At 42.2% G+C, this 23,999-nt stretch carries 30 protein-coding genes; 18 read left to right on the top strand and 12 right to left on the bottom strand.

The genetic code is table 11. The annotated features are described in order from the left end of the window. The first annotated feature begins 2 nt into the window (after positions 1–2). Complete coding sequence (locus tag E2626_RS05470; protein WP_134380564.1) at positions 3–968, top strand: ABC transporter substrate-binding protein; 966 nt, start codon at positions 3–5, stop codon at positions 966–968. A gap of 182 nt (positions 969–1,150) precedes the next feature. Further along, positions 1,151–1,576, top strand: a complete 426-nt coding sequence (locus E2626_RS05465; protein ID WP_134380561.1) for a pyridoxamine 5'-phosphate oxidase family protein — start codon at positions 1,151–1,153, stop codon at positions 1,574–1,576. A gap of 7 nt (positions 1,577–1,583) precedes the next feature. Here the strand turns inward: E2626_RS05465 and E2626_RS17440 are convergent, their stop codons facing one another. Then, complete coding sequence (locus E2626_RS17440) at positions 1,584–1,715, bottom strand: hypothetical protein (RefSeq protein WP_279587254.1); 132 nt, start codon at positions 1,713–1,715, stop codon at positions 1,584–1,586. Between the two features lie 82 nt (positions 1,716–1,797). Between E2626_RS17440 and E2626_RS05460 the strand changes: the two genes are divergently transcribed. After that, positions 1,798–2,268, top strand: a complete 471-nt coding sequence (locus E2626_RS05460; RefSeq protein ID WP_134381119.1) for a GNAT family N-acetyltransferase — start codon at positions 1,798–1,800, stop codon at positions 2,266–2,268. Next, the gene (locus tag E2626_RS17175; RefSeq protein WP_166786749.1) at positions 2,265–2,426 is read left to right on the top strand and encodes a hypothetical protein; all 162 of its coding nucleotides are present in this window, start codon (positions 2,265–2,267) and stop codon (positions 2,424–2,426) included. The genes E2626_RS05460 and E2626_RS17175 overlap by 4 nt, the downstream gene beginning before the upstream one ends. A gap of 24 nt (positions 2,427–2,450) precedes the next feature. Here the strand turns inward: E2626_RS17175 and E2626_RS05455 are convergent, their stop codons facing one another. Beyond that, positions 2,451–2,642, bottom strand: coding sequence for a DUF2187 family protein (locus E2626_RS05455; RefSeq protein ID WP_134380558.1), 192 nt, complete (start codon positions 2,640–2,642; stop codon positions 2,451–2,453). 253 nt (positions 2,643–2,895) lie between these two features. Between E2626_RS05455 and E2626_RS05450 the strand changes: the two genes are divergently transcribed. Next, positions 2,896–3,357 carry a hypothetical protein gene (locus E2626_RS05450; RefSeq protein WP_134380555.1) on the top strand — a complete coding sequence of 154 codons (462 nt, stop codon included), beginning with the start codon at positions 2,896–2,898 and terminating at the stop codon, positions 3,355–3,357. A gap of 406 nt (positions 3,358–3,763) precedes the next feature. Next, a complete protein-coding gene (locus E2626_RS05445) occupies positions 3,764–4,033 on the top strand; it encodes a hypothetical protein (protein ID WP_134380552.1) in 270 nt (89 codons plus the stop codon). 59 nt (positions 4,034–4,092) lie between these two features. Here E2626_RS05445 and E2626_RS05440 read toward each other — a convergent pair whose 3' ends face one another. From E2626_RS05440 to pulA, 4 genes are all read right to left on the bottom strand, one after another. Continuing rightward, the gene (locus E2626_RS05440) at positions 4,093–4,350 is read right to left on the bottom strand and encodes a metal-sensitive transcriptional regulator (RefSeq protein ID WP_134380549.1); all 258 of its coding nucleotides are present in this window, start codon (positions 4,348–4,350) and stop codon (positions 4,093–4,095) included. Between the two features lie 80 nt (positions 4,351–4,430). After that, positions 4,431–4,658 (bottom strand): DUF2164 domain-containing protein, encoded by a 228-nt coding sequence (locus E2626_RS05435; RefSeq protein WP_134380546.1) that lies wholly within the window; start codon positions 4,656–4,658, stop codon positions 4,431–4,433. A 50-nt stretch (positions 4,659–4,708) separates the two neighbouring features. Continuing rightward, a complete protein-coding gene (locus E2626_RS05430) occupies positions 4,709–4,894 on the bottom strand; it encodes a YqaE/Pmp3 family membrane protein (protein ID WP_134381118.1) in 186 nt (61 codons plus the stop codon). Between the two features lie 34 nt (positions 4,895–4,928). After that, positions 4,929–7,463, bottom strand: a complete 2,535-nt coding sequence (gene pulA, locus E2626_RS05425) for a type I pullulanase (protein ID WP_134380543.1) — start codon at positions 7,461–7,463, stop codon at positions 4,929–4,931. Between the two features lie 247 nt (positions 7,464–7,710). Here pulA and E2626_RS05420 point away from each other — a divergent pair, with 247 nt between their 5' ends. After that, positions 7,711–8,334 carry an FMN-dependent NADH-azoreductase gene (locus E2626_RS05420; RefSeq protein ID WP_166786748.1) on the top strand — a complete coding sequence of 208 codons (624 nt, stop codon included), beginning with the start codon at positions 7,711–7,713 and terminating at the stop codon, positions 8,332–8,334. A 4-nt stretch (positions 8,335–8,338) separates the two neighbouring features. Here E2626_RS05420 and E2626_RS05415 read toward each other — a convergent pair whose 3' ends face one another. Both E2626_RS05415 and E2626_RS05410 read right to left on the bottom strand, forming a co-directional pair. Next, positions 8,339–8,665 (bottom strand): DUF4870 domain-containing protein, encoded by a 327-nt coding sequence (locus tag E2626_RS05415; protein ID WP_166786747.1) that lies wholly within the window; start codon positions 8,663–8,665, stop codon positions 8,339–8,341. Between the two features lie 98 nt (positions 8,666–8,763). Then, on the bottom strand, positions 8,764–9,576 hold the full coding sequence (locus E2626_RS05410) for a DUF368 domain-containing protein (protein ID WP_134380534.1): 813 nt from the start codon (positions 9,574–9,576) through the stop codon (positions 8,764–8,766). 126 nt (positions 9,577–9,702) lie between these two features. Between E2626_RS05410 and E2626_RS05405 the strand changes: the two genes are divergently transcribed. From E2626_RS05405 to E2626_RS05390, 4 genes are all read left to right on the top strand, one after another. Continuing rightward, positions 9,703–10,602, top strand: a complete 900-nt coding sequence (locus E2626_RS05405) for a diacylglycerol/lipid kinase family protein (protein WP_134380531.1) — start codon at positions 9,703–9,705, stop codon at positions 10,600–10,602. A 25-nt stretch (positions 10,603–10,627) separates the two neighbouring features. Next, entirely contained in the window at positions 10,628–11,368 is a 741-nt protein-coding gene (locus E2626_RS05400) for an SDR family NAD(P)-dependent oxidoreductase (protein ID WP_134380528.1), read from the top strand. A 117-nt stretch (positions 11,369–11,485) separates the two neighbouring features. After that, positions 11,486–11,764, top strand: coding sequence for a DNA primase (locus E2626_RS05395; RefSeq protein ID WP_244094249.1), 279 nt, complete (start codon positions 11,486–11,488; stop codon positions 11,762–11,764). Positions 11,765–11,889: 125 nt separating this feature from the next. Continuing rightward, positions 11,890–12,489 carry a pyroglutamyl-peptidase I gene (locus E2626_RS05390; RefSeq protein WP_134380525.1) on the top strand — a complete coding sequence of 200 codons (600 nt, stop codon included), beginning with the start codon at positions 11,890–11,892 and terminating at the stop codon, positions 12,487–12,489. Between the two features lie 242 nt (positions 12,490–12,731). On the opposite strand, the gene E2626_RS17170 is transcribed toward E2626_RS05390, so the two are convergent. From E2626_RS17170 to E2626_RS05380, 3 genes are all read right to left on the bottom strand, one after another. Continuing rightward, positions 12,732–12,905: a hypothetical protein gene (locus E2626_RS17170; RefSeq protein WP_166786746.1), complete on the bottom strand. Its 174-nt coding sequence runs from the start codon at positions 12,903–12,905 to the stop codon at positions 12,732–12,734. 63 nt (positions 12,906–12,968) lie between these two features. Then, entirely contained in the window at positions 12,969–14,108 is a 1,140-nt protein-coding gene (locus E2626_RS05385; protein WP_134381116.1) for an MFS transporter, read from the bottom strand. Positions 14,109–14,274: 166 nt separating this feature from the next. Beyond that, a complete protein-coding gene (locus E2626_RS05380) occupies positions 14,275–14,691 on the bottom strand; it encodes an organic hydroperoxide resistance protein (protein WP_134380522.1) in 417 nt (138 codons plus the stop codon). Between the two features lie 168 nt (positions 14,692–14,859). Between E2626_RS05380 and E2626_RS05375 the strand changes: the two genes are divergently transcribed. From E2626_RS05375 to E2626_RS05360, 4 genes are all read left to right on the top strand, one after another. After that, positions 14,860–15,711 carry a M15 family metallopeptidase gene (locus tag E2626_RS05375; RefSeq protein ID WP_134380519.1) on the top strand — a complete coding sequence of 284 codons (852 nt, stop codon included), beginning with the start codon at positions 14,860–14,862 and terminating at the stop codon, positions 15,709–15,711. Between the two features lie 150 nt (positions 15,712–15,861). Next, positions 15,862–16,806, top strand: coding sequence for an ABC transporter permease subunit (locus E2626_RS05370; protein ID WP_166786745.1), 945 nt, complete (start codon positions 15,862–15,864; stop codon positions 16,804–16,806). Continuing rightward, a complete protein-coding gene (locus tag E2626_RS05365) occupies positions 16,803–17,693 on the top strand; it encodes an ABC transporter permease subunit (RefSeq protein WP_134380513.1) in 891 nt (296 codons plus the stop codon). Before E2626_RS05370 ends, E2626_RS05365 begins: the two co-directional genes overlap by 4 nt. 18 nt (positions 17,694–17,711) lie before the next feature. Continuing rightward, positions 17,712–18,695, top strand: a complete 984-nt coding sequence (locus E2626_RS05360) for an NAD-dependent epimerase/dehydratase family protein (protein ID WP_166786744.1) — start codon at positions 17,712–17,714, stop codon at positions 18,693–18,695. Positions 18,696–18,894: 199 nt separating this feature from the next. Here the strand turns inward: E2626_RS05360 and cls are convergent, their stop codons facing one another. Next, entirely contained in the window at positions 18,895–20,358 is a 1,464-nt protein-coding gene (cls, locus tag E2626_RS05355; RefSeq protein WP_134380506.1) for a cardiolipin synthase, read from the bottom strand. Between the two features lie 283 nt (positions 20,359–20,641). On the opposite strand from cls, the gene E2626_RS05350 reads away from it, so the two are divergent. From E2626_RS05350 to E2626_RS05340, 3 genes are all read left to right on the top strand, one after another. Beyond that, positions 20,642–20,965, top strand: coding sequence for a metal-sensitive transcriptional regulator (locus E2626_RS05350; protein ID WP_279587253.1), 324 nt, complete (start codon positions 20,642–20,644; stop codon positions 20,963–20,965). 24 nt (positions 20,966–20,989) lie between these two features. Next, positions 20,990–21,196, top strand: coding sequence for a copper chaperone CopZ (gene copZ, locus E2626_RS05345; RefSeq protein ID WP_134380504.1), 207 nt, complete (start codon positions 20,990–20,992; stop codon positions 21,194–21,196). Between the two features lie 78 nt (positions 21,197–21,274). Next, the gene (locus E2626_RS05340) at positions 21,275–23,677 is read left to right on the top strand and encodes a heavy metal translocating P-type ATPase (RefSeq protein WP_134380502.1); all 2,403 of its coding nucleotides are present in this window, start codon (positions 21,275–21,277) and stop codon (positions 23,675–23,677) included. Positions 23,678–23,999 lie beyond the last annotated feature (322 nt).

Genomic DNA, 23,999 nt, shown 5'->3' with positions numbered 1-23,999 from the left:
CAATGAAGAAATTCAGTTTATTATTTTTAATGATGAGCGTAGCGGCACTTATTCTGGCTGCGTGCGGCGGTTCTTCAGATGAAGAGACGGCTGACTCGGGAGAAGAAACTGCTGAAGAAACATATACAGTAGAACATGCAATGGGAACGGCTGAAATTGAAGGAACACCTGAAAAAGTCGTAATCCTGACAAATGAAGGAACAGAAGCGCTATTATCAATGGATGTAACACCTGTTGGAGCAGTTCAATCGTGGACTGGCGACCCCTGGTATGATCATATTTCTGACCAGATGGATGGTGTAGAAGTAGTTGGAACTGAAAGTGAAGTGAACGTTGAAGCGATTGCTGCACTGGATCCGGATTTAATTATCGGAACGAAGCTTCGTCAGGAAGCAGTGTACGAGCAGCTTGAAGCAATTGCACCAACTGTCATGTCAGAAACATTAAAAGGTGACTGGCAGGAAAACTTTGAACTTTACGCTGAAGCGCTGAACAAGTCTGATGAAGGCGAACAGGTCATGGCTGATTTTGAAAGCCGTGTGGATGAGTTGAGCGGACAGCTTGAAGAAGGCGGGCATCTTGAAAAAGAAATTTCAATGGTGCGCTTCCTGGCAGGAGATACGCGTATTTATCATAAAGATTCATTCTCAGGCATCATTTTAGATCAGCTCGGCTTTGCCCGTCCACCTGAGCAGGATGTTGATGACTTCTCAGAAAACGGTGTTACGAAAGAGCGGGTAGAGGCAATGGAAGGTGACGTACTATTCTACTTCACATACGAAACAGGTGATGGAGAGGCTAATCAGAACGCTGAAGACTGGCTGAATGATCCATTGTTCCAAAACCTAGAGGTCGTTCAGCAAGGTAACATTCACGAAGTAAGCGATACAATCTGGAACACAGCAGGCGGCGTCCTTGCGGCAAATGCCATGCTTGATGACATCGAAGAATACTTCTTATCTGAATAATTCACAAACGCTCTGCTGCCGGCAGAGCGTTTTTTCTATGTGCACTGTGGGGACGGAGGTTAAAGTGTCATGAAATGACACTTTAACCTCCGTCCCCACAGTGTCGAAAACATCAATATGTTTTCAACTCCACCATTTGTGGAAATACTAATAACATGACCAAATGAAGGAGTGGAGTATTCATGAACCAGAAAGAGCTGAAAGATCATATTTTAAATGTATTGGAAAATAATAAAACCGGAACACTGGCAACGGTTAAAAATAATCGTCCGCACTCACGGTATATGACTTTTTATAACGAGGGATATATACTTCATACGCCAACGAGTATTGATACGCATAAAGCGGAAGAAGTAGAAGAAAATCCTTTTGTACACGTTCTTTTAGGATATGAAGGTGACGGTTATGCAGACTCTTATGTGGAAGTTGAGGGGACTGCTGTGATCCGCGATTCTAAGGAAATAAAAGATAAGCTTTGGAATGAACGCTTTTCCAACTGGTTTGATGGTAAGGATGATCCGAAATATGTAGTGCTGGAAATAGAACCGACATCTATTCGCCTGATGAATTCAGGAGAGGCACCACAATCACTTGATTTGGATAAGTAAAAAAACTCTAATCGTCGTATTTACGGCGGTTAGGGTTCTTTTTTTGTAAAAGAAGCATGATGATCACACCAAAGCTGATGGTAAATAAAATGCCAATACCAAACAGTACTTGAAAAATCCAATCTGCTGCAGTACCCATCTGAAAACCCTCCCATAATGTGAATTTCTCTTTCCATTCTATTATAATGAACTTAGATGAGAAAGAAGAATGGGGGCTAACAATGCATTGGGAACTGAAAGAATTTGAACAACTGACAGCAATTGAACTTCACGATATTTTGAAAGCGAGGGTTGATATCTTTGTTGTAGAGCAGTCATGTGCTTATCACGAAGTTGACGGAAATGATCCGGCTTCGTGGCATCTTCAGCTTAAAATTGACGGAAAGCTTGCCGCTTATGCAAGGTTGATGGAAGCAGGGACGAAATATGAGAAAGCTTCTATCGGAAGAGTCATTGTATTAGAAGAGTTCAGGAACCGTCAGCTTGGACGGAAACTTGTGCAGAAATCGATCGACATAATGAAAGGTCAATGGGGTACTAAGGAAATTATGCTTCAAGGTCAGACATATTTACGGAATTTCTACGCTTCGTTTGGATTTAAAGAAACGTCTGAAGAGTATTTAGAGGATGACATTCCGCATGTGGACATGCTTTTAACATTAGATCAGACAGAAAAGAGTGAAAGTAAATGAGTGGCAAAAAAAGTGTAATCGCAATTGTTGCGCTGGTCATTGTAATGATTATTCTAATATTTATATTAATGCTTAACTTTGATCCGGAACAATACGCTTCAGCAGAAATTTTACACACAGCTTATAGCTTAACAGAACAAAAGCTCCTGTCGGCATGACAGGAGCTTTTTGCTGGTTAAGTGCTAAGCCTTCTCAACAACTTTATAATTTTCATGTGAGACGACAGTGAAGTTTGTACCGTAATCTAATAGTAAAGCGTCCTCTTCTGAAATACTTACAATCACAGATCGTTCGAGAATCTTTGTCACTTCACCAGTGATATCAAAACCGTGACGGTTAAATTTAACTTTCTGTCCTACAATAGCCTGTGTCATATCAGCACCCCATATTCTTAAAAAATTAATTTGTAACGGACTGCAACCAATTATACATCAGATGAGCCAATTCTTTAAATACTACATGTATTTAATTGATGTATACCCCATTAGTACTTATGTATTCTACTATAAAACGCTTGAAATAGGGTGAAATTTCTGTAATTTTGCAAAAAAATCGCTTTCACTTACGATCGTGAGTACAGTCTGATAGAATAAACAATAGCTGATTTAAAGCGGAGGGCATTAATAAATGAAAAGTAATCGATCGTTTTGGTTCACAGCCGGCGCCAACATTATTATAATCCTGCTGATCACACTGGCAGTGACTTTGAATGTATATCCGGGCGGCTATGGCTATATTTATGAAGAAAACTCACAGGAAATGACGCTGGAGCGGGGCATGTTTGTGAAAGAAGATGTGACTGTTCAAGTGACGGACAATAATACACTGAGCTACGTGTTGTACCAGGAAGAAGTGAACAAGGCGATTCAGTCATGGGTGCTTGCGCTGACGCTTGGGATTTTTGCGGTGTATTTGCTACAGCGTGTGATCCCCGTCTATCAAAATAGAAAAGAAGAGGGATACAGGGTGAAAGATATTATGTATGCAGTCCTTCTGCTCATTTCTGTTGTGATGATGATCATGCTGTTGATTTCGCTGAGTGGAAGCATTCAATATCTGGATCAGGTATTTCAATCTGCTGTTCAATAAAAACTTTATATCTCCTGTAAGTTAGCCGCTGAAAAATGTAGAATTTTTCTATTGTAAGCAAAAGAAAAGAAGATGGTGCTCTCAGTTTTCTGAGCATCATCTTCTTTTTATACATTACATTAAATTTTGTAGAAACTTAGGTTCATTGTAGCGGAAGGCGTGGACTCCGGGACGATTAGCGGGAAGGCTGAGACCCCGCAACCGAAGGTGAGGAGGCCATATCGGACCACAAAACGGTCCACCGATCCGGAAAGCATACGCCTGGAGCGTAAATGAACCGGTCCCTTTTTTGAGACTTCTTCAGTGGCTTTACTTTTAAGAGGGAATTTTTTATAGAGAAGGAAATGAATTTTCTGAAAAATTATGATAGGATTAGACTATCTTTTATGACAGAGCAGGTGAATGAATGCGCAAAAAAAGAAGCAGGTCGTCAGGAGAAGGACCCATTAATCTTACTTTCACCATCATTTATATCGGTTACTGGTGGTTAATTCTCCAGGAGATCTTCCAGGGAGCGTCTCACTTTATTTACATAAGCATTGTTCCATTTATCGGGCTGATGTTTCTTCATTCTCTTGCATCCAAATGGGTCGAGAAACGCAAGGAAAAACAGCTGGTACTTAGCGTTGAAAAAAGCATTGCCCGGTACAAGGACCGGATTAAAACCGGCGCATAAAACTGCTGATGTGGCAGTTTGTATATGAAAAAAGCTGTCCACAAGTTGGACAGCTTTTTTTATCTGGATTTTACAAGCAGCTGAACTGCTTCATTAATATAATCTGCAGAATCTCCATCTTTTTCAGCGTTTCGTAAACACTCTTCAAGGTTTCGTGCGACAATTAAACCGATTGTGCGGTCCAGCGCAGTTCGTGTAGCTGAAAGCTGAGTGACCACATCTCTGCAGTCCTTGCCTTCTTCCATCATACGCAAAATACCTTTGATCTGACCTTCAGCACGTTTTAAGCGATTAATCTGCTGTTTATCGTATTCCATAGGATTAACTCCTTTAAATAAAATGTCTAACTAGTTATATCGTATAAGGCTACTCGGGATTTGTAAAGAAGTTAGCTGTATTACTTTTGTATCGTAAAGACATCTTCAAGTTTTTCTTCAATAAACTTGTGCGCATCGGTCACACCTTGATTGTAGACTGCCGGTGCAATTTCTTTCAGAAAAAAATCAAGGAGAAGAGTAGCTTTGAGTTGACCTATTTCTTCATCGTGTTCATTGGAAAAGTAGGTTTGAATGTGGGTTGTCATTTCCTGCTTGACATCACTGGTTAAAGAAAATGGATCTTTCATCATATCACTCCTGAAAGAAAAAAGATGCCGGGCATTCCGACATCTTTTTTCTATGATTTTTTCATGTAACGGTCCATGTCTTTTTTATGTTTTTCATCCCTTACGACGATCACCGCATGGATAAGGCCTGGAATATATCCGAGAATCGTCAATAGAATATTCAGCAGGAATGAACCAAATCTGCCGGTAAATAATACCGCTAGAGGCGGCAGAAATATTGCAAGAATATAAAGCATAACATCATCTACCCTTCGCATTCAGATAGTATGTTTATTCCCTTACTTTCTCTGATCTAAACGGAAGAGCGAGTACGTATGTGCTGTAGCGGCTGACTTCAATCATGTCTGATCTTGATATACTAAGCGGTTTACTGGATGCATGTATGCCATCCGAAAGTATATGCCAGGGTCCTTCGGATTCGAGATGAAACTTGACGGGAGTTCCATGTGCATTGTGTATGACAGTGAAACGCTCATAAGAACCTTCTTTGGCCATCAGGTCATATGCAATCAGTCTTTCGTCAGTTGGATGAAAGTGCATGCAGTCAATAATGTCTTGCTTTGTTCTCATTCTGAAAGCAGCGTGTGTCCGTCTGAGTTCAATTAAGCCTTTGACAAAATTGATCGTTTGATTGAACTCTTCACGTCGATGCCAATCGAGTTGATTGATCTCATCAGGGGAGCGGTAGCTGTTTTCAACACCGAACTTTGTTCTCATAAATTCCTGACCGGCATGCAGGAACGGAACACCCTGAGATAAAAGAATGATGGATGTTGCCAGACGATGCATTCTTTTATGATCACTCATTGAAGCATTTGGAGTTGTGAAGCACAATTTATCCCATAATGTGTGATTATCATGCGCTTCTGCATAATTAACCACCTGTTCGGGTGAAATAAAAGTCTTCCGGTCATAAGGAACCTTCATGCCTGCAGATACACCCTGAAGTAAGTGGTATCTCATTCCGAGGCTGCCATTTATAAAACCACTGTCCTGCTTCGAAAAAGTATTGCCTTTCAAATGGTCACGCAGTGCATCATTGAAGTGAGCAACTCCTGTCATTTGATCAGCCTGAAATTGGTTTGCTTTTAAATGGTCCGGCAGAGAGGTTTGTAAATCCCAGCCTTCACCAAGCATAATAATTGCAGGGTCAATGTCATTAAGCGCTTTTCTTGCAGCATTCATTGTTTCGACGTCATGAATACCCATCAAATCAAATCTGAACCCATCAATTTGATATTCAGTTGCCCAGTGAACAAGAGAATCAACAATGAAACGTCTCATCATTGCCCGTTCTGAAGCTGTGTCATTTCCTACTCCTGTACCATTTGAGAGTTTACCGCTGCGGGTGTAACGGAAATAATAGCCTGGCACGAGCTGATGAAATGGAGATCTGCTTACATCATAAACATGATTGTAGACGACATCCATAATCACGCTCATACCCCGATCGTGAATGGCCTGAATCAGTGTTTTCAGCTCTTTAATTCGCAAAGCCGGATTGTATGGATCAGTCGAATAGGAACCTTCGGGCGCATTGAAATGTTTTGGATCATAGCCCCAATTATATTGAGGCTGATCAAGCTTTGTTTCATCAACTGTCCAGTAATCATAGATAGGCAGCAGCTGGATATGGGTTACGCCGAGCTCTGATAAATAGTCGAGCCCTGTTGAAAATCCGTGTTCAGTGACAGTGCCTTCTTCAGCGAGCCCGAGATATTTGCCTTTGCTGAAACTGCCGCTGTCCTGGTGTATGGTTGCATCGCGAATATGCATTTCGTAAATGACAGCATCAACCGGTGATTCAAGTGTCCTTTTAAAAGGCTTCCATGAAACAGGGTTTGTATGCTGAAGGTCCACGACTGCACTGCGCAGTCCATTCACACTGACTGCCTTTGCATAAGGATCCTGCGTTTCACGCCATTCCTTCCCAATGCGGACGCGATATACATAGTGCGCACCTTCCCAATTACCGGGGAGGTCGATCTGCCATGCTCCGCGTTCAGCCTGTTGCATTTTGTACAAAAAAACCTCATCATTCATAAAAAGTTTAATTTCTGCCTGCTGTGCAGAAGGTGACCAGAAGCTGAAAAGTGTATGGTCAGGCGAATATTGAGCGCCTAAAAAACCATTGTATTCAAAAGTCTGATCAAATTTCTTTGTGCGCATGATATCACCGAAAGTAACATCACAATAACCGAAATGTGATATATTCACCTGATAATTTTTTGTTAAAGATAATCTATTCTTCGTTTTGATAATCAATCTATTAGCAAGGTCAGAGCCTGCATGGTCTTTTTCCACCCGGATGTTTTTGACTTCAGCCCCATCAAGCGACACATTCAAATTGTCGTGTTCCCAGTCAAATGAAAGGTTGGTCAGAACAGAGATCTCATCCCACTTATCAATTTTTGCACTGATAATACCTGGAAACACCATGACATCATTCAGGTTTTCATAAATACGCTCCATTCCCTGCATTAACCAGACTTCAGCCTGGCCTGAGCTGTCGAAAGAGGTAATGAACCTGTCATCAAAACGCTTACCGGCCCAGTCATTTTCAGCTGTGCTTTTTCGGATGATAAAACCCACACGCTTTATTTCCTCAGTACTCTGTATAGAAAAAACAGCCGTTTTACCATAACTGTCTTCGCCCGAAAACTCAGCCATTTGTCCGGCTTCGCCTTCAAGCCACACCCACAGATTCCATCCTTCATAGTCATTGTCGTAGCGATGGTAATGTAGTGTAACGGTCACTTCTTTTAGTAAAGGTGGCTGTTTTTCGTAAGACTCAATTCTAACCATGGCTATCAAACCCTTCTCTGTGGTGTGCTGTTCAAATATAATAAATATCTTATATGGTGCGTATTAATTTATATTATACGGCAGATTGATCATTGGGGCACTATTAGTTGATATATAAGTATGTTATGTATTCACTTTCTCCGCTAAAGGTCTGATTTTATACAATATGAGTGCGGAAAAGTGGCAACATTCTGATTATCGCTTAAAATAGAGGAAGAAGAAAATTTCGGTTGAGGGAGGAATTATGATGAAAGTATTGTACATTAATGCAAATCCAAGAACTAAAAAATCGGTTAGTGAAGAAATAGCGGATACATTTATAGAAGAATTAAAAAAAGCCGAAAATGGTGTAGAAGTTGAGTACGCTCATTTATATGAAATGGACTTGCAGGAAATCGATGAGGATGTACTGGGATCGTGGGGAAAGCATCGCACGGGTGAAGCTTTCACTGAGATTGAAAAAGAGAAAGTGAAAAAAATGGACGATGTACTGGATCAGTTTTTAGCTGCTGATTTATATGTGTTTATTACGCCATTCTGGAATTTGTTATTCCCGCCAAGAGTAAAAACTTATATTGATTCACTCTGTATTCCTGGCAAAACATTCCGCTATACGGCAAATGGACAGGAAGGTTTGATTGAAGGGAAGCGTGCTGTTCATATCGAATCAGTGGGCGGTGTTTATAAAGGTACCGGCCTGAACTTCTCAGAGGACTACCTGCGTGAAGTCATGCGTTTTCTCGGAATCAAAGAGTACGATTCAGTTGTCTGCGAAGGGATGAGCCAGTACCCTGATATGGCAGATAAAATTCTTGAAGAATCAAAGGCTGAAGCGAGAGAACTGGCTCAAAAGCTTGCAAGACTTGAGTAGTCAGTTAATCAGGTGTAAAAAACCTTATGACGAGCGGGATTCGGAAAACACTGCCTTTTAATGCGTACAACCCGGCAATGATTGCGAAAATAACCCATAATACTGTCAGAACTGAGTTAATAACAAAACCAATGCCAATAAAGTAGAAAAATCCTGCCGCGGCCTGATACAGAAAGTAGCTGACAGCAAAATTCAAATAAGCATAACCGTGCTCCCTGACGAAGGGGGCATCTTTTTTAATGAACCACAGAATGAGCGGTCCGACGATGAATGTAACTAGACTTGTAAAGTAAATCAGTGCGGCGACTAAGCGGTCTTCTGATGAATGCATGATCATGCTCCTTTCTGAAACTGCGTACTACATTATACGTATCAGACGTACATAAGTTTCAAAAAGGACCCCATCCAAAATAGGAAGAGGTCCTTTAATCAACTGCTTCTGCCAAGCAATACTGCTGCATAAAAGCCAGCTGCAGTCGTGATTGCACAAATGATGACGTTTCCGACTGCCAGTGATAAACCTGGATAGACGACGAATAAAGAGCCGAACACCAGTCCGATGATGAAGGCATACATCATGATCGGATAACGGTTCAGCAGGAAACGGATGGCTTTACTGCTGAACACAAAACCAAACGCAACCCCCGCGCCAATCAGGGCAATGACCGGGATGTTAAAGTTGCTGACTGCTGAAATCGCCGTATTATATACGCCAATAACAAGAAGCAGAAAAGATCCGCTGATGCCGGGAAGCATCATCGCAGAACTTGCCAGTATACCTGCAGCGAACAGAAGAATCATATTTGGCACATTTAAATTCGTAATAATCGCGCCTTCCTCGGAAGGATTCATAAAGCCGATAACCAGAACAATAACCGCACCGGTTAAAAGCATTAAAATATGTTTCAATTTAAAATTTTCTTTTGCATTTGATTCTCTCAGTAAGAAAGGGAGAATTCCTCCAATCAGCCCGATAAAAAAGAAATATGTAGGCTGAGGATGAACTTCAAGCAGCCATTCTATCAGGTTACTGAGTGCGATAATTGAAATCAGGATGCCAGTTCCGAGCATCACAAGAAAAGGTAAGTGTTTTTTCCATTCTCTTGTCGTAATACCGCTCAAGGCGTTGATAAACTGATCATAAATGCCAAGAAGAACGGCAATCGTACCTCCGCTGACGCCCGGGACAACATCACTAGCGCCCATCGCCATTCCGCGGAATATATTTCTCCAGTCAAACATAAATAGCATGCTCCTTTTAAGTTGGTTAAATCAACAATATTCATTATACGTGAACAAAACGGTTTCGTCATGGCTGAAAAAAGGAAAGATATAGAGATAACGTTCACAATCAGGGAGGCTGAAAAGATGAAAAAGGCAATGTTAATTTTAAATCCTTCTTCCGGCAAAGAAGAGGCACTGGATCACAAGGAGTCAGTGCTGAATGTGCTAAAGGAAATGGAATATGAAATTACTTTAAAAGAAACAGAAAAAGAAGATGATGCAACAAAGTTTGCTGAACAGGCATGCGAAGAGCGGTTTGATACTGTTGTGTCAATGGGTGGGGACGGTACACTGAATGAAACCATCACCGGCCTTGCAAAAAAGGAATACCAGCCTTCATTGGGGATCGTACCACTGGGCACAGTCAATGACTTTGCGCGTGCGCTGAACATTTCGATGGATCCTGAAGAAGCGATTCAGCAATTAAAAACTGCAGAAACAAAACGAGTGGATATTGGTCGCATTAACGACAGGTACTTTATGAATATTATTGCGCTTGGTGGTATTGCAGAAGCAACTTTTGGCGTATCGGTAGAGCAGAAAACAAAATTAGGACCGCTTGCATACATGATCGAAGGTTTTAAAACGATCCGTGAAAAAGAACCGTTTGAAGCAGATATTACATATGACGGTCAAAAATGGGAAGGCAAAGCTCTATTATTTTTAATGGCACTGACAAATTCGGTCGGAGGATTTGAAAAACTTGCGCCTGATGCAGAAGTGAATGACGGTCAGCTGCACTGCTTTATTATTAAAGATGTACCGCTGTACAAGCTGATTACCATTATGACAGCTTTAGTCAAAGGTGAACTTGAAGAAGATGAGAACGTCACCTACTTTCAGGCCAAAGAAGTCCATGTAAATGCTGATGAAGATTTGATTTCAAATGTTGATGGAGATGAAGGTGCGCATGTTCCTTTAACAGTAGAAGTGTTAGGCAGTCACATTCCAATTCTGTGTCCATCAGAAGATCAATCAGACTGATAATTCATATTAAAGGAGACTGAACATGATTAAAGCAATTGTAACGGGTGGATCCAAAGGGCTTGGCGCAGCGGTTGTCAGCCATTTAATAAATCGTGATATCGAAGTAACTGACGTATCCAGGTCAGGAAACAGCAGTCTGAAAGAAAATAAGCTATACCATCACAAACAGACAGATATGATATCACTCTCTGATTCGCTTCACTTTTTCAGGTCGTGGACGGAAGAGCAGACAGATTTAACAAAACTTTACCTCATACAAAATGCAGGAACTGTCCAGCCGGTGGAAACAGTTGGAAGTATGGATCCTTCAGCGATAGAAACAGCCATTAAGCTGAACTATACAGCTCCGGTTGCGTGGGCAAATCTTGCTTTTGAATTGGCAGATCAACAGGGGTTTGAACTGATCATTGTAAACATAACTTCCGGCGCAGCAGAGAAGCCGAATCATGGCTGGAGTGTATACGGCAGCACGAAAGCAGCACTGAACTTATTCACAGAAACAGCAGCACTTGAACAGGGAGATCATGGACATACAATCATTTCTTATAGCCCAAGTATCATGGATACCGGCATGCAGGAAGAAATCAGATCAACTAATGCCGATTCATTCGCAGCAGTAGAGACTTTTCAACAATACAAGGAGCAAGGGAAGTTACGCAAACCGGAAGAAGTCGGAGGCGTACTTGTCAACATTCTCTTAGAAGAGCAGCTTAAAAATGGGAAGCTCTATCACGTGAATGATTACCTGCCTTCTACGAAGTGACATTTAACTGAAATGTTTTTTAATGGAAATGTAATGTGCTGAAAGCGTTTTAATTGCTCCACTTAGGGTAAAAATGAGTATGAACAAATACAAGCAACCCGAGAGGAGTCAATCAATATGAAATTAAAAAAATTCATGCAAGTAGGCGCTGCAGGAATCCTCAGTTTAAGTGTATTGGCAGCATGCGGTGATGACGGAGAAGAAATGGATCCGGCAGAGCCGGGTATGGAAGAGGAAGAAGCGCCAATGGATGAAAACACAGATGATAACATGGAAGACACTGGTGAAGACATGGAAGAAGATATGGAAGATACCGGTGACGACATGGAAGAAGAAACAGATGATATGGAAGAAGATACAGAAGGTGACATGGAAGAGGAAGACACAGAATCTTAATAGGTATGCAAGTCTAAATGAAGCTGCACCTGATATTTTGTCAGGGCAGCTTTTTTTATTATAAATGAGCGTCTCTTTCGTCGGGCGAAATAAAATGGTAAGCTGAACAAAAAGGAGTACACAAAATGAAAACACTACTATTAACTGGCTTTGAACCATTTTTGCAATTTAAAAAGAATCCGACGATGGAAATCATCAAAGAATTGGATGGACAAACGATCAATGGCTGGAAGATCGCTGGACGTACGCTGAAAGTGGATTTCAATCAATCCGGGGATCAGGTGATTCACTTCTATGAAGAGGTGAAGCCGGATGCAGTCATCTCCCTTGGACTTGCCGGGGGACGAACGCACATTACTCCTGAGCGTATCGCCATTAATTGTAATGATGGCGAGCAGGATAACAGCGGATATGTGCCTTCTGGAGAAAAGATTATTGCGGATGGTCAGGATGGAATGTTTTCAACCTTGCCAATAAGCAATATGGTCGCTCATTTAAATGAAAAAGGCTTTCCGGCAAGCATTTCAAACTCTGCGGGCACCTATTTGTGTAACCACGTAATGTATCGAATGCTGAATCATATACAAAACGAAGGACGGGAGATCCCATCCGGATTTATTCACATTCCCGCCTCACACGACATAGCCATCGAATCCAGAAGGCTCCCAAGCTGGTCCCAGAACGACCTCACTGCCGGAATCAGGCTTTGTATTGAGCAGTTGTAAAAATATAGAGTGGATTAAAAGTTTAAAATTTTTTAGTTTCTTGTGATATCTTATTTTCGACTCTTTAAGGCGAACGGAGCAGAAGGCGGTGACTCCGGCATGAGAAGACGGACAGGTGAGACCCCACAGTGCGAAGCACGAGGAGGCTCACCGCCGTCCATGCGGAAAGCTTCCGCCTGGCGCGCAGTGAGCCGGTTACTAAAAAAGGGATAAGACATTTTATCTCCCATCCCCTTTTTTAATTATGCGTTGCGAATCTGGTTAATACGGGAATCACAGGTTGCAAGTCTTTCTTCAATTTCATCAAGCGATGCCAGAAGTGCAGCGCGGTCTTTTTTTCTTGCAGCTACCAGCCGGTCGATTGAATCTATAAGAGAAAGTACATGATTTTTATTAAAAGAAGAATCTTTTTTCATAAAAAAGCCTCCGTTTATTTTATTTACTAAAACATACGGAGGCTTTTTCGATTTATGGGGGTCTCAGGCAATTCTTTTCTGATGCATGATGATTGACAGCAAGATCGCAGGAAGGACCGCAATACTCATTCCTGTAAAGGCGAGCCCTGAATCAATATCATAGAGCAGACCTCCAACCTGTGTGAGTACTGCTGCACTGAGGCCCATTCCGAGTGACGCATAGACACCCTGAGCTGTCGGAATCAGCTGCTTGTCTACTGATCTGTACAAATAACGGATGAAGGCATAATGAGCCAGGCCGAATGTCAGCGAATGGAATAGCTGTGTAAACAAAAAGATCCAAAGCGACGGAAACAATCCGACAAGTGCCCAGCGGACAACAGCCGCGATTGAAGCGATGAAAAACATAAATGCTGCAGGTCTGTCTTTGAAAAAGCGGTCTGCAATGGCAAAGAATGCAATTTCAGATAACACGGCTATATTTAAAATAAAACCTATGTACGCATTTGAAACATTGAGCTCCTGCAGGTATATAAAGCCATAATTATAGTAAGAGGCGTGCGCACCCTGAATCAATACACAAATTGAAATAACAAGGATAAAACCCGGAGTCTGAAAAACAGCTTTATAACTGCCACGCTTAGGACTGACTTTCTCCTGAAGCGCTTCAGGTGCATATTGAAAAGCCCCTGCAATCATCATGACAGAACCAACCGTCATCACAGCAAAGATAGAAGACTCGGTCCAGATTGCTGTAACCAGTCCAACAACGATGAGCCCCACAGTGTAACCAACAGAACCCCACGAACGGCTTCTTCCGTAATGAATACGGTCCGTACGCATTAACAGGGAAGCATTACTCTCCATCATCGGAAGTATATTGGGATAGAATAAACTGAATAAAATCATAACCAGCATTAGCCCTGCGAAAGAATCAACAGGCAAAAACAACAATAGAATACATGTAGAAATCACGGGCAATGCCTTCATTAAGATCGCCAGTGAAAAGCGTTTGCTGAGTTCCGGAAATAAGAATAAAGTTGAAAATGAACGGGCGAATAACCCTGCTGCAATAATTGAACTTGCCGCGGCTACCGACAGCTCTTTTTCATACACGAGCCACCCTGTCCAATATGGAAGAAAAATTCCCCATGTAAAGAAGAAAGTAAAGAAGTTAACAGAAAGCCAGGATTGTGCCTTCATTTTCTCACGCCCCATCTGACAAATAAGAGTTTTGCCAAAAGCTAGTATAGCACAATTTTAAGGGGCGTTGATGAGTGAACGAAGGGTATACAGTTTGAGTATTCATCCACAAAAAAAGGACTGTCAGCAGTCAGCTTGTGCTGACGAAACTGACAGTCCGTTTGTATTATACTGCTTTTACTTCTAGGTCAACGTCAATATTGCCGCGCGTAGCTTTAGAGTAAGGACAGAAATCATGTGCTTTCTTTAACAGATCTTCTGCTTCGTCCTGTGATACGCCGCTTACTTCAACGTCCAGTTTGACAGAAATTTTCACACCATCATCTTTTTCATCTTTATTCAGACTGACATGTGCAGTCGTAGTGGATTCTACTTTTTTACCGGCATTTTTAGCCATGAGATTAAACGCTCCGTCAAAGCAGGCTGAATAGCCGGCTGCAAATAGCTGTTCAGGATTGGATTTACCTTCCGGATCCTGACCGTCACCTGGCATTGCAAGGTCAAGCTGGATTAAATCATCTGAGGATTTAACATGTCCATTTCTACCATTCTGTGCAGTTGCAGTGCTCGTTAAAATTGCCATCAATCTCATCTCCATTTCATTATTAAAAAATTTGACTCTCTTATATCATTCACTTTTTTAAAATGTGTTAAACATTTAAGGACTTTAAGTGAATTGCTACATTGATGGGCAGAATTTTGATAAACTGAGAGAATGTAAGAAACGCAATGAGAAAGGGACCTGAACATCATGAGACTCGAAAATAATCAAAAAAAGAAAAAAACAAAATGGTGGATAGCGTTGGGTGCAGGTGTCACAATTTTTGCCGGCGCTTCATTAGGTGCACTAAGCGCTTATAATTGGTCTCCTGAACAAGCGATTGAAGGCTTATTCGGTACGTCACAACAACAAATACTGCAAAGTGAGCACGAACAGCGGAATATAGACGAAGACGTGAAAGAAATCAAACAATCAGAATCTGAACCGGCAGACGACGAATCAGAATTGCCTGCAGAAGATGAAGATATAGAGGAGACGCCTCCTGCTGAAGAACAGGAGCCAAGAACACCTGAAACAATTGAAGAACCGACTTATGTTAAAGGTGTATTAATTGCGAATAAAGAATATCCACTGCCAGCAGGTTATGCACCTGGTGAAGACCCTGAAGCCCGTGCATCGTATAATGAAATGCAGGAAGCAGCAGCGGCAGCAGGACACAGCCTGGTCGCATTCAGTACATACAGGTCATATGATTATCAAATAGACCTTTACAACAACTATGTAGCGCAGCATGGTCAGGAAGAAGCTGACAGATTCAGTGCAAGACCGGGGTACTCAGAGCATCAGACTGGACTTGGATTTGATATTGGAGCTGAAGGTCAGGAAGAACATTGGGCAAGCGACAGTTTCAAGGACACTCCTGAAGCAAAGTGGCTGGCAGAAAACGCACATTTATACGGCTTTATTCTGCGTTATCCAGCCGGTAAAGAACAAATTACAGGCTACCAGTATGAGTCCTGGCACTTTCGATATATCGGAAAGGACCTGGCCGGGAAAGTACACAACAGCGGCTTAACGCTGGAGGAATATCTAGGTATCTAAAATTGAATATTTCCTGGGAAATGTGACAAAAGACTGAGAGGTGAATATACCTGTCAGTCTTTTTTACTTCATTCTTTACTTTCTTAGTTTCCCTAAACAAAAATTTCCGTTATACTACTATTCAGAAGAGTCAAATAATGGAGGCGCATGATGGGGAACAGGATTGTCAAGATGGTCATACAATGGTTGGCAGCATTTTCGATACTGATGCTTTTACTGCTGCTTCCGAGAGAGATGGAGATTGAATCCGGACCCTCTGGAGAGTTCGTAGCTGCTCACTATGAGTATTCAATCAGCGCACATGCAGAAAGTATTCAACAATTTCTGACACCACTATTAAGTGGAGAAGGTCTAGGTACAGACAGATATGATCGTCCATTTTTTGATCATGCGTGGGAGATGATGCAGAGAAGTCTCTGGCTTGTCGTTCCGGCATTTTTCATTAGTATTTTCTTTGGAATCGCGAAAGGTGTATTTGATTTCCAGACAAGAAACCGGAAAAGAAGGATAGCTGGTTTACACACTACATGGTTAGGGCTTTCAGTGCCTGATTTAGTTTTTATCATTGTGATTCAAATGATATTGATGTATTTAAACATTAAAGGAATTGTCACAGGGTTAAGTCTTTACGGAGCAGGCAGTCCTGAAGCCGTCGTGATGAATGTGATCTACCTGTCAATTTTCCCAATGTTTTATTTAGCGAATGTCACATTTTCGGCTCTTAGTGATGAAAATGGGGCTGAATATATCAGAACAGCAAGGGCAAAAGGGATACCGTCATTCAAATTGCTTTATGTACATATGCTGAAAAATGGTCTGGCAAAGATTTTCGTTCATACGAATACAGTTGTTCTTTATTTGCTTTCAAACCTCTTTGTCATTGAGTATCTGACTCAATACAGAGGGGCGGCATATTATTTTAAAGAGTATATAACAGCATCAAGTAAGATCTATGATGGTCAATCACTGATGCTGCAAACTGGTGCCATTGCTTCCTTTACTTTTTTCTTCACGGTTCTGATTTTACTTGCAGGGTTGATCAGTCAGGTGGCCAGAGGATTTCTTCTGCCTCATGAAAGGGGTGGAAGGTCGTGAATAAAAATCTGACGATCGGAAGCGTTATGCTGGTTATATTACTTGTTTTTACATTTATAGGACCGCTTTTGCCAGTCATTGATAACGGGATTTCTGAGGAAGGCGCACGATTTACGGATAATGGGATTGAGGTACCGCCATTCCCTCCATCAGCCGAGGACCCACTTGGTTCTGACAGGGAAGGAAGGGATGTGCTGAGTCTTCTTGTAGCAGGAGCGAAGGAAACATTTCTTGTGATTCTGGCAATTGTCATCATCAGATTTATGATTTCAGCTATCCTTGGTGTCGGCAGTTATTATTCCAAAACAATAAAGGGATTACTTTCAGTCTGGAGCCAGCTGTTTTCTTTTTTGCCGCCCATCTTTTTTGTCATTTTCTTTGCAGGGCTGCCTTTCATGGTTTTTTCAGAACACCGGCAGCTTTGGCTGATCGTAGTCATCGCTGCAGTAGAAGTAGGGAGAATTGGAGATGTGTTCAAAGCTTCAATGGATTACAGTGCAGAGAAGCCATTTTTTGAAGCGGGTATTGTTTCAGGCTGTTCCCGGTGGACACTTTTCAAAAATTACTTTTGGCCGGAGCTGCGGCTGACTCTTGTGACAAATTTCATCAGTGATATGGGGAGAACATTGTTTTTGATCGCTCAATTTGCAGTAATTGGCGTATTTCTTCAGAGCGCATTCTGGTCCATACGGGGCGGTGGTGTTGAAGCAGTCAATAACTCTTATATCTGGCCAACCTTACTGATGAATATTCACCAGGATATCATTACTGCTGAATGGGTTGTCATATCGACAGTAGGGGTCATCACTTTTACGATGATTACGTTTTACCTTTTAAGCAGCGGGATTAGAAATTACTACCAGGATAAGTACCATCAATCGAACTAAGAAGGGATGTTAAAAAATATGAAACTGTTAATTTTAGGTGGAACAAAGTTTCTTGGCAGACATCTTGCAGAAAGCGCGGTCAATCGGGGTCATGAGGTAACGCTTTTTAACCGGGGACAGACGAATACTTCACTGTTCCCTGATGTTGAAAAATTGACAGGAGACCGTAACGGGGAACTGTCCACCCTGGAGTCAGGAAAGTGGGACGCAGTTCTCGATGTTTCAGGCTATACGCCTTCTCAGGTAGAAAAAACTGCTGAACTGCTAAAAGATAAAGTACAACATTATGCTTTTATCTCAACGATTTCAGTCTATGAGGATTATAAAAACGGCCCTGCAGTTGAAGGTGTTACGAAGCTCGCTGAATTAAAAGAAGAGACGGAAGAAGTAAATGGCGCATCATATGGACCGCTGAAACAAAAGTGTGAGGAAATCATAAAGGATCAGTACGGAGATCATTCATTGATTGTCAGACCGGGATTAATCGTGGGGCCTCATGATCCGACTGACCGTTTCACTTATTGGGTCTGGCGTGCCCAGCAGGGTGGCAAAGCGCTGGCACCGGGAGAACCGGAGCGGAAAGTGCAGTGGATTGATGTCCGTGACTTGAGTGAATGGACCATCAGCATGATCGAAAAAGGAGAAAGCGGAACGTTCAATGCTGCCGGTGGAGATCCACTTCCAACAATGGAAAAGTATCTGGATACAGCAAAAAAAGTTTCGAATTCTGATGTCACCTATGAGTGGGTTAACGACCAGGTGCTTACAGAGAATGAAGCTGGTCCATTTGTAGAAGTTCCATTTTGGCTGCCAGTTTCTGAAGATTATCCTGATGGATTTATACTCGCAGATGCTTCAAAAGCAATTAATAAAGGATTGACATTCAGACCGCTTGAAGAAACGATCAGCGACACATTGCTATGGTTGAATGAACGCTCCGGAGATGAATGGAAAGCAGGTCTTTCAAAAGAAAGAGAACAGGAATTATTAAATAAGAATTAATTGATTTTTCTGAAAATATGGTATAATGATGTTAAATACCTGCGGGGGTGGAAGAAATGAATCGTATTTCGCGGACGGGGTATATTTTCGCGGCATTGCATACGTTGTTTTTCCTTAACCTGACCTTTGATTTCATCATGTTTTATTAGGTAAAAGCCAAGGCTGAGACAGTTTCTTGTCCCAGCCTTGGCTTTTTTCACTATAAAATTGGTGACAGCAGTCTTGAGATCGATTCTTTAAACTTAATCAGATTTGATCGCTGCTGATAAAGCTCAGGTGTCAATTCTGTTGAATCCTTCATATCCTCTTCAAAAATCATCGCCAGAGAAGTAGCAGTTTCCTGATGATAAAGGAAAGCGTTCACTTCAAAATTCAGACTGAAACTCCGCAGGTCAATGTTTGCTGTACCTACTGACGCTGATTCATCGTCAGTCACAAGTGTTTTTGCATGAATAAAGCCTTTTTCATAAATATAAATGCGTGCGCCTGCTTTCATCAGCTCACCTACATGAGAGTAGGTAGCCCAATACACAAACATATGATCCGGCTTATTCGGAATCATAATTCTCACATCAATTCCCGAAAGCGCTGCAATCTTTAGTGCATCAAGTAAACTGACATCCGGAATAAAGTATGGTGTCTGGATATAAATATACTTTTCAGCATTATTGATCAGTTTCAGATAGCCGGTTTTTATCTGTTCCCAATCCGAGTCAGGGCCACTTGATACGATCTGCATTGCCACATCACCCTTTTGGGGAATTGGCGGAAAGTATACGTCAGCATATTCAATATCATACCGGTAGGAAGCCTGATTCCAGTCAAGGATGAACCTCGTTTGAAGTGGATGTAGAGCACTTCCCTCAATGCGAAGATGAGTGTCCCTCCAGTAACCAAAACGGGCATCGAGCCCAAGATATTCATCACCAATATTAAATCCGCCGATATACCCCACACGCCCATCAATAATTGAGATTTTACGGTGATTACGGTAATTCAGTCGCGGATTAATCACAGGTACTTTAGAAGGGAAGAAGGCTTCAACTTCTCCGCCTGCCGCACGCAGCTCCCGGAAGTATCGTTTTGTCAGACCGCGTGAACCCATATCGTCATAGAGTACTCTGACCTTTACACCCTGCTCTGCTTTTTTCACAAGTAAACGGTAAAGCTCACGCCCAAGGTTATCCCTTCTGAGTATATATGTCTGAATGTGGATATGGTCTTTTGCCGCTTCGATATCATCGAAAAGTGCCTTGAATTTCTTTCTGCCGTCTACTAAGATCTCAACCTGATTATCCTGTGTCAGAACAGCAGCATTATTGACCAGCTGCATATAAATGAGATCATGCATCTTTTCAGTTTCTTCAGATTTAAAATGAAACTTCCGGTCGTGAATGGCGTCGATTTGATAGCGGATCAGCTGCTCGATACCAACACGCTTGCGGCCTTCCCAATTAAAGAGGTGTTTCTTTCTGAGACTTCGGCCGAGCAAAAGATACAAGGCGAACCCTGCAATTGGTATGAAAAACAGAACCATCAGCCATGCCCAGGTTGCGCTTGCATCTTTTCTTTCCAGAAAGATCAGGATCCCTGCAAAGAAAAAGTTTAAAATAAATACAAATCCTACAAATATTGAAATCCAATCAAAGGAGTTTAAGTCCATATTACGCCCCTGCCCATCTGCAAATTTCTTCTTTCTTACATTATACGCATAATGTGTGACAATCTCTAATACCGATTAAATTGATTAAAAGTTTCACTGTCCTGCATGCTGAAAAATTAATCCAGAACTTTTTAGCATAAAAACGCTTTAAAGAGTTGAAATGTTCATGTTTATCATATATTTTTGAATAGTAGATAATCATTTGTGAGTATATAAGTTGAATACCTTATAGGGGTATGTTATATTGTGAATAACCGAATGAGGTGCAGGGAGGGGAATACGTTTGGAAGCAACTGAACTGAACGAACATACACATTGCAGCAGTGAGCGTAAAAGTCATCACTCAGAGGATATGAAAAAAAATCTTACGACCCGATTGAATCGTATAGAAGGTCAGGTCCGTGGAATTAAAGGAATGATCGACAAAGATACTTATTGCGATGACGTCATTACCCAAATCGCCGCAACTCAGTCTGCACTGAACAGTGTGTCGAAACTGCTTCTTGAAGGGCACATGAAGAGCTGTATTGTTGACCGTATTCAAGAAGGGGACATGGAAGTTGTTGATGAACTTCTTGTCACAATGAAAAGATTAATGAAAAAATAATACAAGTTTCAGGAGGAATTAATCATGTCTCAAGTAACGTTAAATGTTGAAGGAATGTCATGCCAGCACTGTGTGAAGGCTGTTGAATCGAATGTTGGTGAAATGAGCGGCGTAGAATCTGTTAAAGTTCATTTGGACCAGGGAACTGTAGACGTTGATTATCAGGACGCATCAGTAACGGTTGATCAGATTAAAGATGTAATTGAAGACCAGGGTTACGATGTTAAATAAGTAAATGCGCAGTTCTTCTGCGCATTTTATTTCGTGAAATAATATACCCTATATAGGTATATAGAGGAGGAGACTTTTATGGCGGATAAAGAGTTGAATATTACCGGCATGACCTGTGCTGCCTGTTCAACAAGGGTTGAAAAAGGTTTGAATAAAATGGAAGGGATGGAAAAAGCGAACGTTAATCTTGCTTTGGAACGTGCGACAGTTTCTTATAATCCCGACAAACTAAGTCTGAATGATATTCAGGATAAAGTCTCAAGCCTCGGTTATGGGGTGTCAGTGAAAAAAGAAGAGTTTGATATAACCGGCATGACGTGTGCAGCCTGCTCCACACGTGTTGAAAAAGGTCTGAACAGACTTGAAGGCGTGAAAAGTGCGACAGTCAATCTTGCACTTGAACAGGCAACAGTTGAGTATACAGATGGTGTTTTATCAGTTGAGGATATCGTAGCAAGAGTTGAAAAAATCGGATACGGTGCTACACGGAGAGAAGATCGTGCACCTGAAGAAGATCACCGTCAGACGGAGATTATACGTCAGCAGAAGCGCTTTTTATTTTCATTGATTTTTGCCATACATCTCCTTTGGACAATGGTTGGTCATTTTTCATTTACTGAATGGATGTATGTGCCTGACCTTCTGATGAATCCATGGGTACAAATGGCGCTTGCGACACCTGTACAGTTTATAGTAGGTGCACCATTTTACACAGGAGCATACAAAGCGCTCCGAAACGGCAGTGCCAATATGGACGTATTAGTGGCGCTCGGAACTTCAGCCGCATACTTTTACAGCGTATATCTGGCGATTCAAAGTTTATCTATGCCCGGTCATATGATGGGACTTTATTTTGAAACGAGTGCAGTTCTGATCACGCTCATCGTACTTGGAAAACTATTTGAAGCAAAAGCAAAAGGCAGATCATCTGAAGCGATCAAAAAGCTGATGGGTCTCCAGGCGAAAACAGCATTTGTGATCCGTAATGGGGAAGAAGTTGAAATTCCACTTGAACAAGTGAAGGCCGGAGATTTGCTTGCAGTACGCCCGGGAGAAAAAATTCCGGTCGATGGCATCATTAAAGAAGGACAATCAGCGGTAAACGAATCAATGATTACCGGTGAAAGTGTGCCGGTTGATAAAACTGCTGGAGATGCAGTCATCGGTTCAACGATTAATCAGCAGGGCTTCTTAAAAGTAGAGGCTGTTAAGGTAGGAAAAGATACAGCACTCGCACAGATTATCCGCGTTGTAGAGCAGGCTCAGGGCTCGAAAGCACCAATCCAGCGTCAGGCAGACCGCATTTCAGGAATTTTTGTTCCAATCGTAGTCGGCATTGCGCTAATCACATTTATCGTATGGATCACACTTGTGTCTCCAGGAGAAGTTGCACCTGCGCTTGAAGCAACTATTTCAGTGCTGGTCATTGCATGTCCGTGTGCATTGGGTCTCGCAACGCCGGTTTCAATTATGGCAGGGTCAGGTCGTGCAGCGGAAGCAGGAATTTTATTCAAAGGTGGAGAACACCTTGAAGCAGCTCAGGGAATCAATACTGTTGTGCTTGATAAGACAGGAACGGTAACGAAGGGCGAGCCTGTATTAACAGATGTGATTCCGTTAAATGACTGGGCGGAAGAAGACTTGCTGTCTTATGCAGGAGCGGCCGAGGCAGGATCAGAACACCCTTTAGCCAAAGCAATCGTACATGGTGTGCGTGAGCGGAATGTTTCCATGCAGGAAGCGAATGGTTTTGAAGCGGTATCAGGGTTCGGTATCCGTGCGGTTGTGAACGGAAAAAACGTCCTTGCAGGTACAAGGAAGCTGATGAATCAGGAGAAAATAGATGTATCACATGTAGAAAACATTATGCTTGAGCTTGAAGAAAAAGGACGGACAGCGATGCTGATCGCGGTAGATGGCGCAGCGGCAGGTATTGTCGCAGTTGCTGATACAATAAAAGACACTTCAAAAGAAGCAGTCAGCCGTCTGAAAGACATGGGTCTGGATGTGATTATGATGACGGGGGATAATGAACGGACAGCGCGTGCCATTGCCCACGAAGCTGGTATAGATAAAGTCATTTCAGAAGTCCTTCCTGAAGAAAAAGCGAATGAAATTAAAAAGCTTCAGAACCAGGGGCTCACTGTTGCGATGGTCGGAGATGGCATCAATGACGCACCAGCGCTAGCAACAGCAGATACGGGCCTCGCGATCGGAACTGGAACAGATGTTGCAATGGAAGCTGCAGATATTACACTCATACGTGGAGATCTGAACAGCATTGCGGACGCGATTATGATGAGCCGTAAAACGATGAAAAACATACGTCAGAATTTGTTTTGGGCGTTTGGCTATAACACGCTCGGTATTCCAATTGCGGCGATCGGACTCCTTGCCCCATGGTTAGCAGGAGCCGCGATGGCATTCAGTTCAGTATCTGTTGTGTTAAATGCATTGCGACTTCAAAGAGTAAAACTGTAGTAAAAAAACCTTTCAGCGGATTGCTGAAAGGTTTTTTCTGTTGAATAATTTGAGGCTTCCGTGCGTCGGGCACGTGTTGGGTGTGCAAGGTTCTGGGTTGAGTGCACAAGATCCGGAGTTGGGTGCGCGACACACCCGGGTTGAGTGCACAAGATCCGGAGTTGGGTGCGCGACACGCCCGGAATGAGTGCACAAGATCCGTAGTTGAGCGCACAACACGCCCGGAATGGTGCACAAGATCCAGAGTTGAGTGCACGACACGCCCGGAATGAGTGCACAAGATCCAGAGTTGAGCGCACAACACGCCCGGAATGAGTGCACA

Source organism: Jeotgalibacillus salarius, from assembly GCF_004405125.1.
GTDB classification, from domain to species: domain Bacteria; phylum Bacillota; class Bacilli; order Bacillales; family Jeotgalibacillaceae; genus Jeotgalibacillus; species Jeotgalibacillus salarius.
Note: the sequence above shows the minus strand (reverse complement) of the source record. Positions and strands in the feature narration are given on the sequence as shown.

What these genes read in the sequence shown, in the direction of transcription:
- E2626_RS05435 (WP_134380546.1), bottom strand. Translation starts at nt 4,658, where the DNA reads ATGAAAGATCCATTTTCTTTAACCAGTGATGTCAAGCAGGAAATGACA.
- E2626_RS05430 (WP_134381118.1), bottom strand. Translation starts at nt 4,894, where the DNA reads ATGCTTTATATTCTTGCAATATTTCTGCCGCCTCTAGCGGTATTATTT.
- cls (WP_134380506.1), bottom strand. Translation starts at nt 20,358, where the DNA reads ATGGACTTAAACTCCTTTGATTGGATTTCAATATTTGTAGGATTTGTA.
- E2626_RS17175 (WP_166786749.1), top strand. Translation starts at nt 2,265, where the DNA reads ATGAGTGGCAAAAAAAGTGTAATCGCAATTGTTGCGCTGGTCATTGTA.
- E2626_RS05370 (WP_166786745.1), top strand. Translation starts at nt 15,862, where the DNA reads ATGGGGAACAGGATTGTCAAGATGGTCATACAATGGTTGGCAGCATTT.
- E2626_RS05415 (WP_166786747.1), bottom strand. Translation starts at nt 8,665, where the DNA reads ATGCATTCATCAGAAGACCGCTTAGTCGCCGCACTGATTTACTTTACA.
- E2626_RS05410 (WP_134380534.1), bottom strand. Translation starts at nt 9,576, where the DNA reads ATGTTTGACTGGAGAAATATATTCCGCGGAATGGCGATGGGCGCTAGT.
- E2626_RS05450 (WP_134380555.1), top strand. Translation starts at nt 2,896, where the DNA reads ATGAAAAGTAATCGATCGTTTTGGTTCACAGCCGGCGCCAACATTATT.
- E2626_RS05420 (WP_166786748.1), top strand. Translation starts at nt 7,711, where the DNA reads ATGAAAGTATTGTACATTAATGCAAATCCAAGAACTAAAAAATCGGTT.
- E2626_RS05455 (WP_134380558.1), bottom strand. Translation starts at nt 2,642, where the DNA reads ATGACACAGGCTATTGTAGGACAGAAAGTTAAATTTAACCGTCACGGT.
- E2626_RS05390 (WP_134380525.1), top strand. Translation starts at nt 11,890, where the DNA reads ATGAAAACACTACTATTAACTGGCTTTGAACCATTTTTGCAATTTAAA.
- copZ (WP_134380504.1), top strand. Translation starts at nt 20,990, where the DNA reads ATGTCTCAAGTAACGTTAAATGTTGAAGGAATGTCATGCCAGCACTGT.
- E2626_RS17170 (WP_166786746.1), bottom strand. Translation starts at nt 12,905, where the DNA reads ATGAAAAAAGATTCTTCTTTTAATAAAAATCATGTACTTTCTCTTATA.
- E2626_RS17440 (WP_279587254.1), bottom strand. Translation starts at nt 1,715, where the DNA reads ATGGGTACTGCAGCAGATTGGATTTTTCAAGTACTGTTTGGTATTGGC.
- E2626_RS05375 (WP_134380519.1), top strand. Translation starts at nt 14,860, where the DNA reads ATGAGACTCGAAAATAATCAAAAAAAGAAAAAAACAAAATGGTGGATA.
- E2626_RS05360 (WP_166786744.1), top strand. Translation starts at nt 17,712, where the DNA reads ATGAAACTGTTAATTTTAGGTGGAACAAAGTTTCTTGGCAGACATCTT.
- E2626_RS05440 (WP_134380549.1), bottom strand. Translation starts at nt 4,350, where the DNA reads ATGGAATACGATAAACAGCAGATTAATCGCTTAAAACGTGCTGAAGGT.
- pulA (WP_134380543.1), bottom strand. Translation starts at nt 7,463, where the DNA reads ATGGTTAGAATTGAGTCTTACGAAAAACAGCCACCTTTACTAAAAGAA.
- E2626_RS05380 (WP_134380522.1), bottom strand. Translation starts at nt 14,691, where the DNA reads ATGGCAATTTTAACGAGCACTGCAACTGCACAGAATGGTAGAAATGGA.
- E2626_RS05465 (WP_134380561.1), top strand. Translation starts at nt 1,151, where the DNA reads ATGAACCAGAAAGAGCTGAAAGATCATATTTTAAATGTATTGGAAAAT.
- E2626_RS05460 (WP_134381119.1), top strand. Translation starts at nt 1,798, where the DNA reads ATGCATTGGGAACTGAAAGAATTTGAACAACTGACAGCAATTGAACTT.
- E2626_RS05395 (WP_244094249.1), top strand. Translation starts at nt 11,486, where the DNA reads ATGAAATTAAAAAAATTCATGCAAGTAGGCGCTGCAGGAATCCTCAGT.
- E2626_RS05400 (WP_134380528.1), top strand. Translation starts at nt 10,628, where the DNA reads ATGATTAAAGCAATTGTAACGGGTGGATCCAAAGGGCTTGGCGCAGCG.
- E2626_RS05405 (WP_134380531.1), top strand. Translation starts at nt 9,703, where the DNA reads ATGAAAAAGGCAATGTTAATTTTAAATCCTTCTTCCGGCAAAGAAGAG.
- E2626_RS05340 (WP_134380502.1), top strand. Translation starts at nt 21,275, where the DNA reads ATGGCGGATAAAGAGTTGAATATTACCGGCATGACCTGTGCTGCCTGT.
- E2626_RS05445 (WP_134380552.1), top strand. Translation starts at nt 3,764, where the DNA reads ATGCGCAAAAAAAGAAGCAGGTCGTCAGGAGAAGGACCCATTAATCTT.
- E2626_RS05470 (WP_134380564.1), top strand. Translation starts at nt 3, where the DNA reads ATGAAGAAATTCAGTTTATTATTTTTAATGATGAGCGTAGCGGCACTT.
- E2626_RS05385 (WP_134381116.1), bottom strand. Translation starts at nt 14,108, where the DNA reads ATGAAGGCACAATCCTGGCTTTCTGTTAACTTCTTTACTTTCTTCTTT.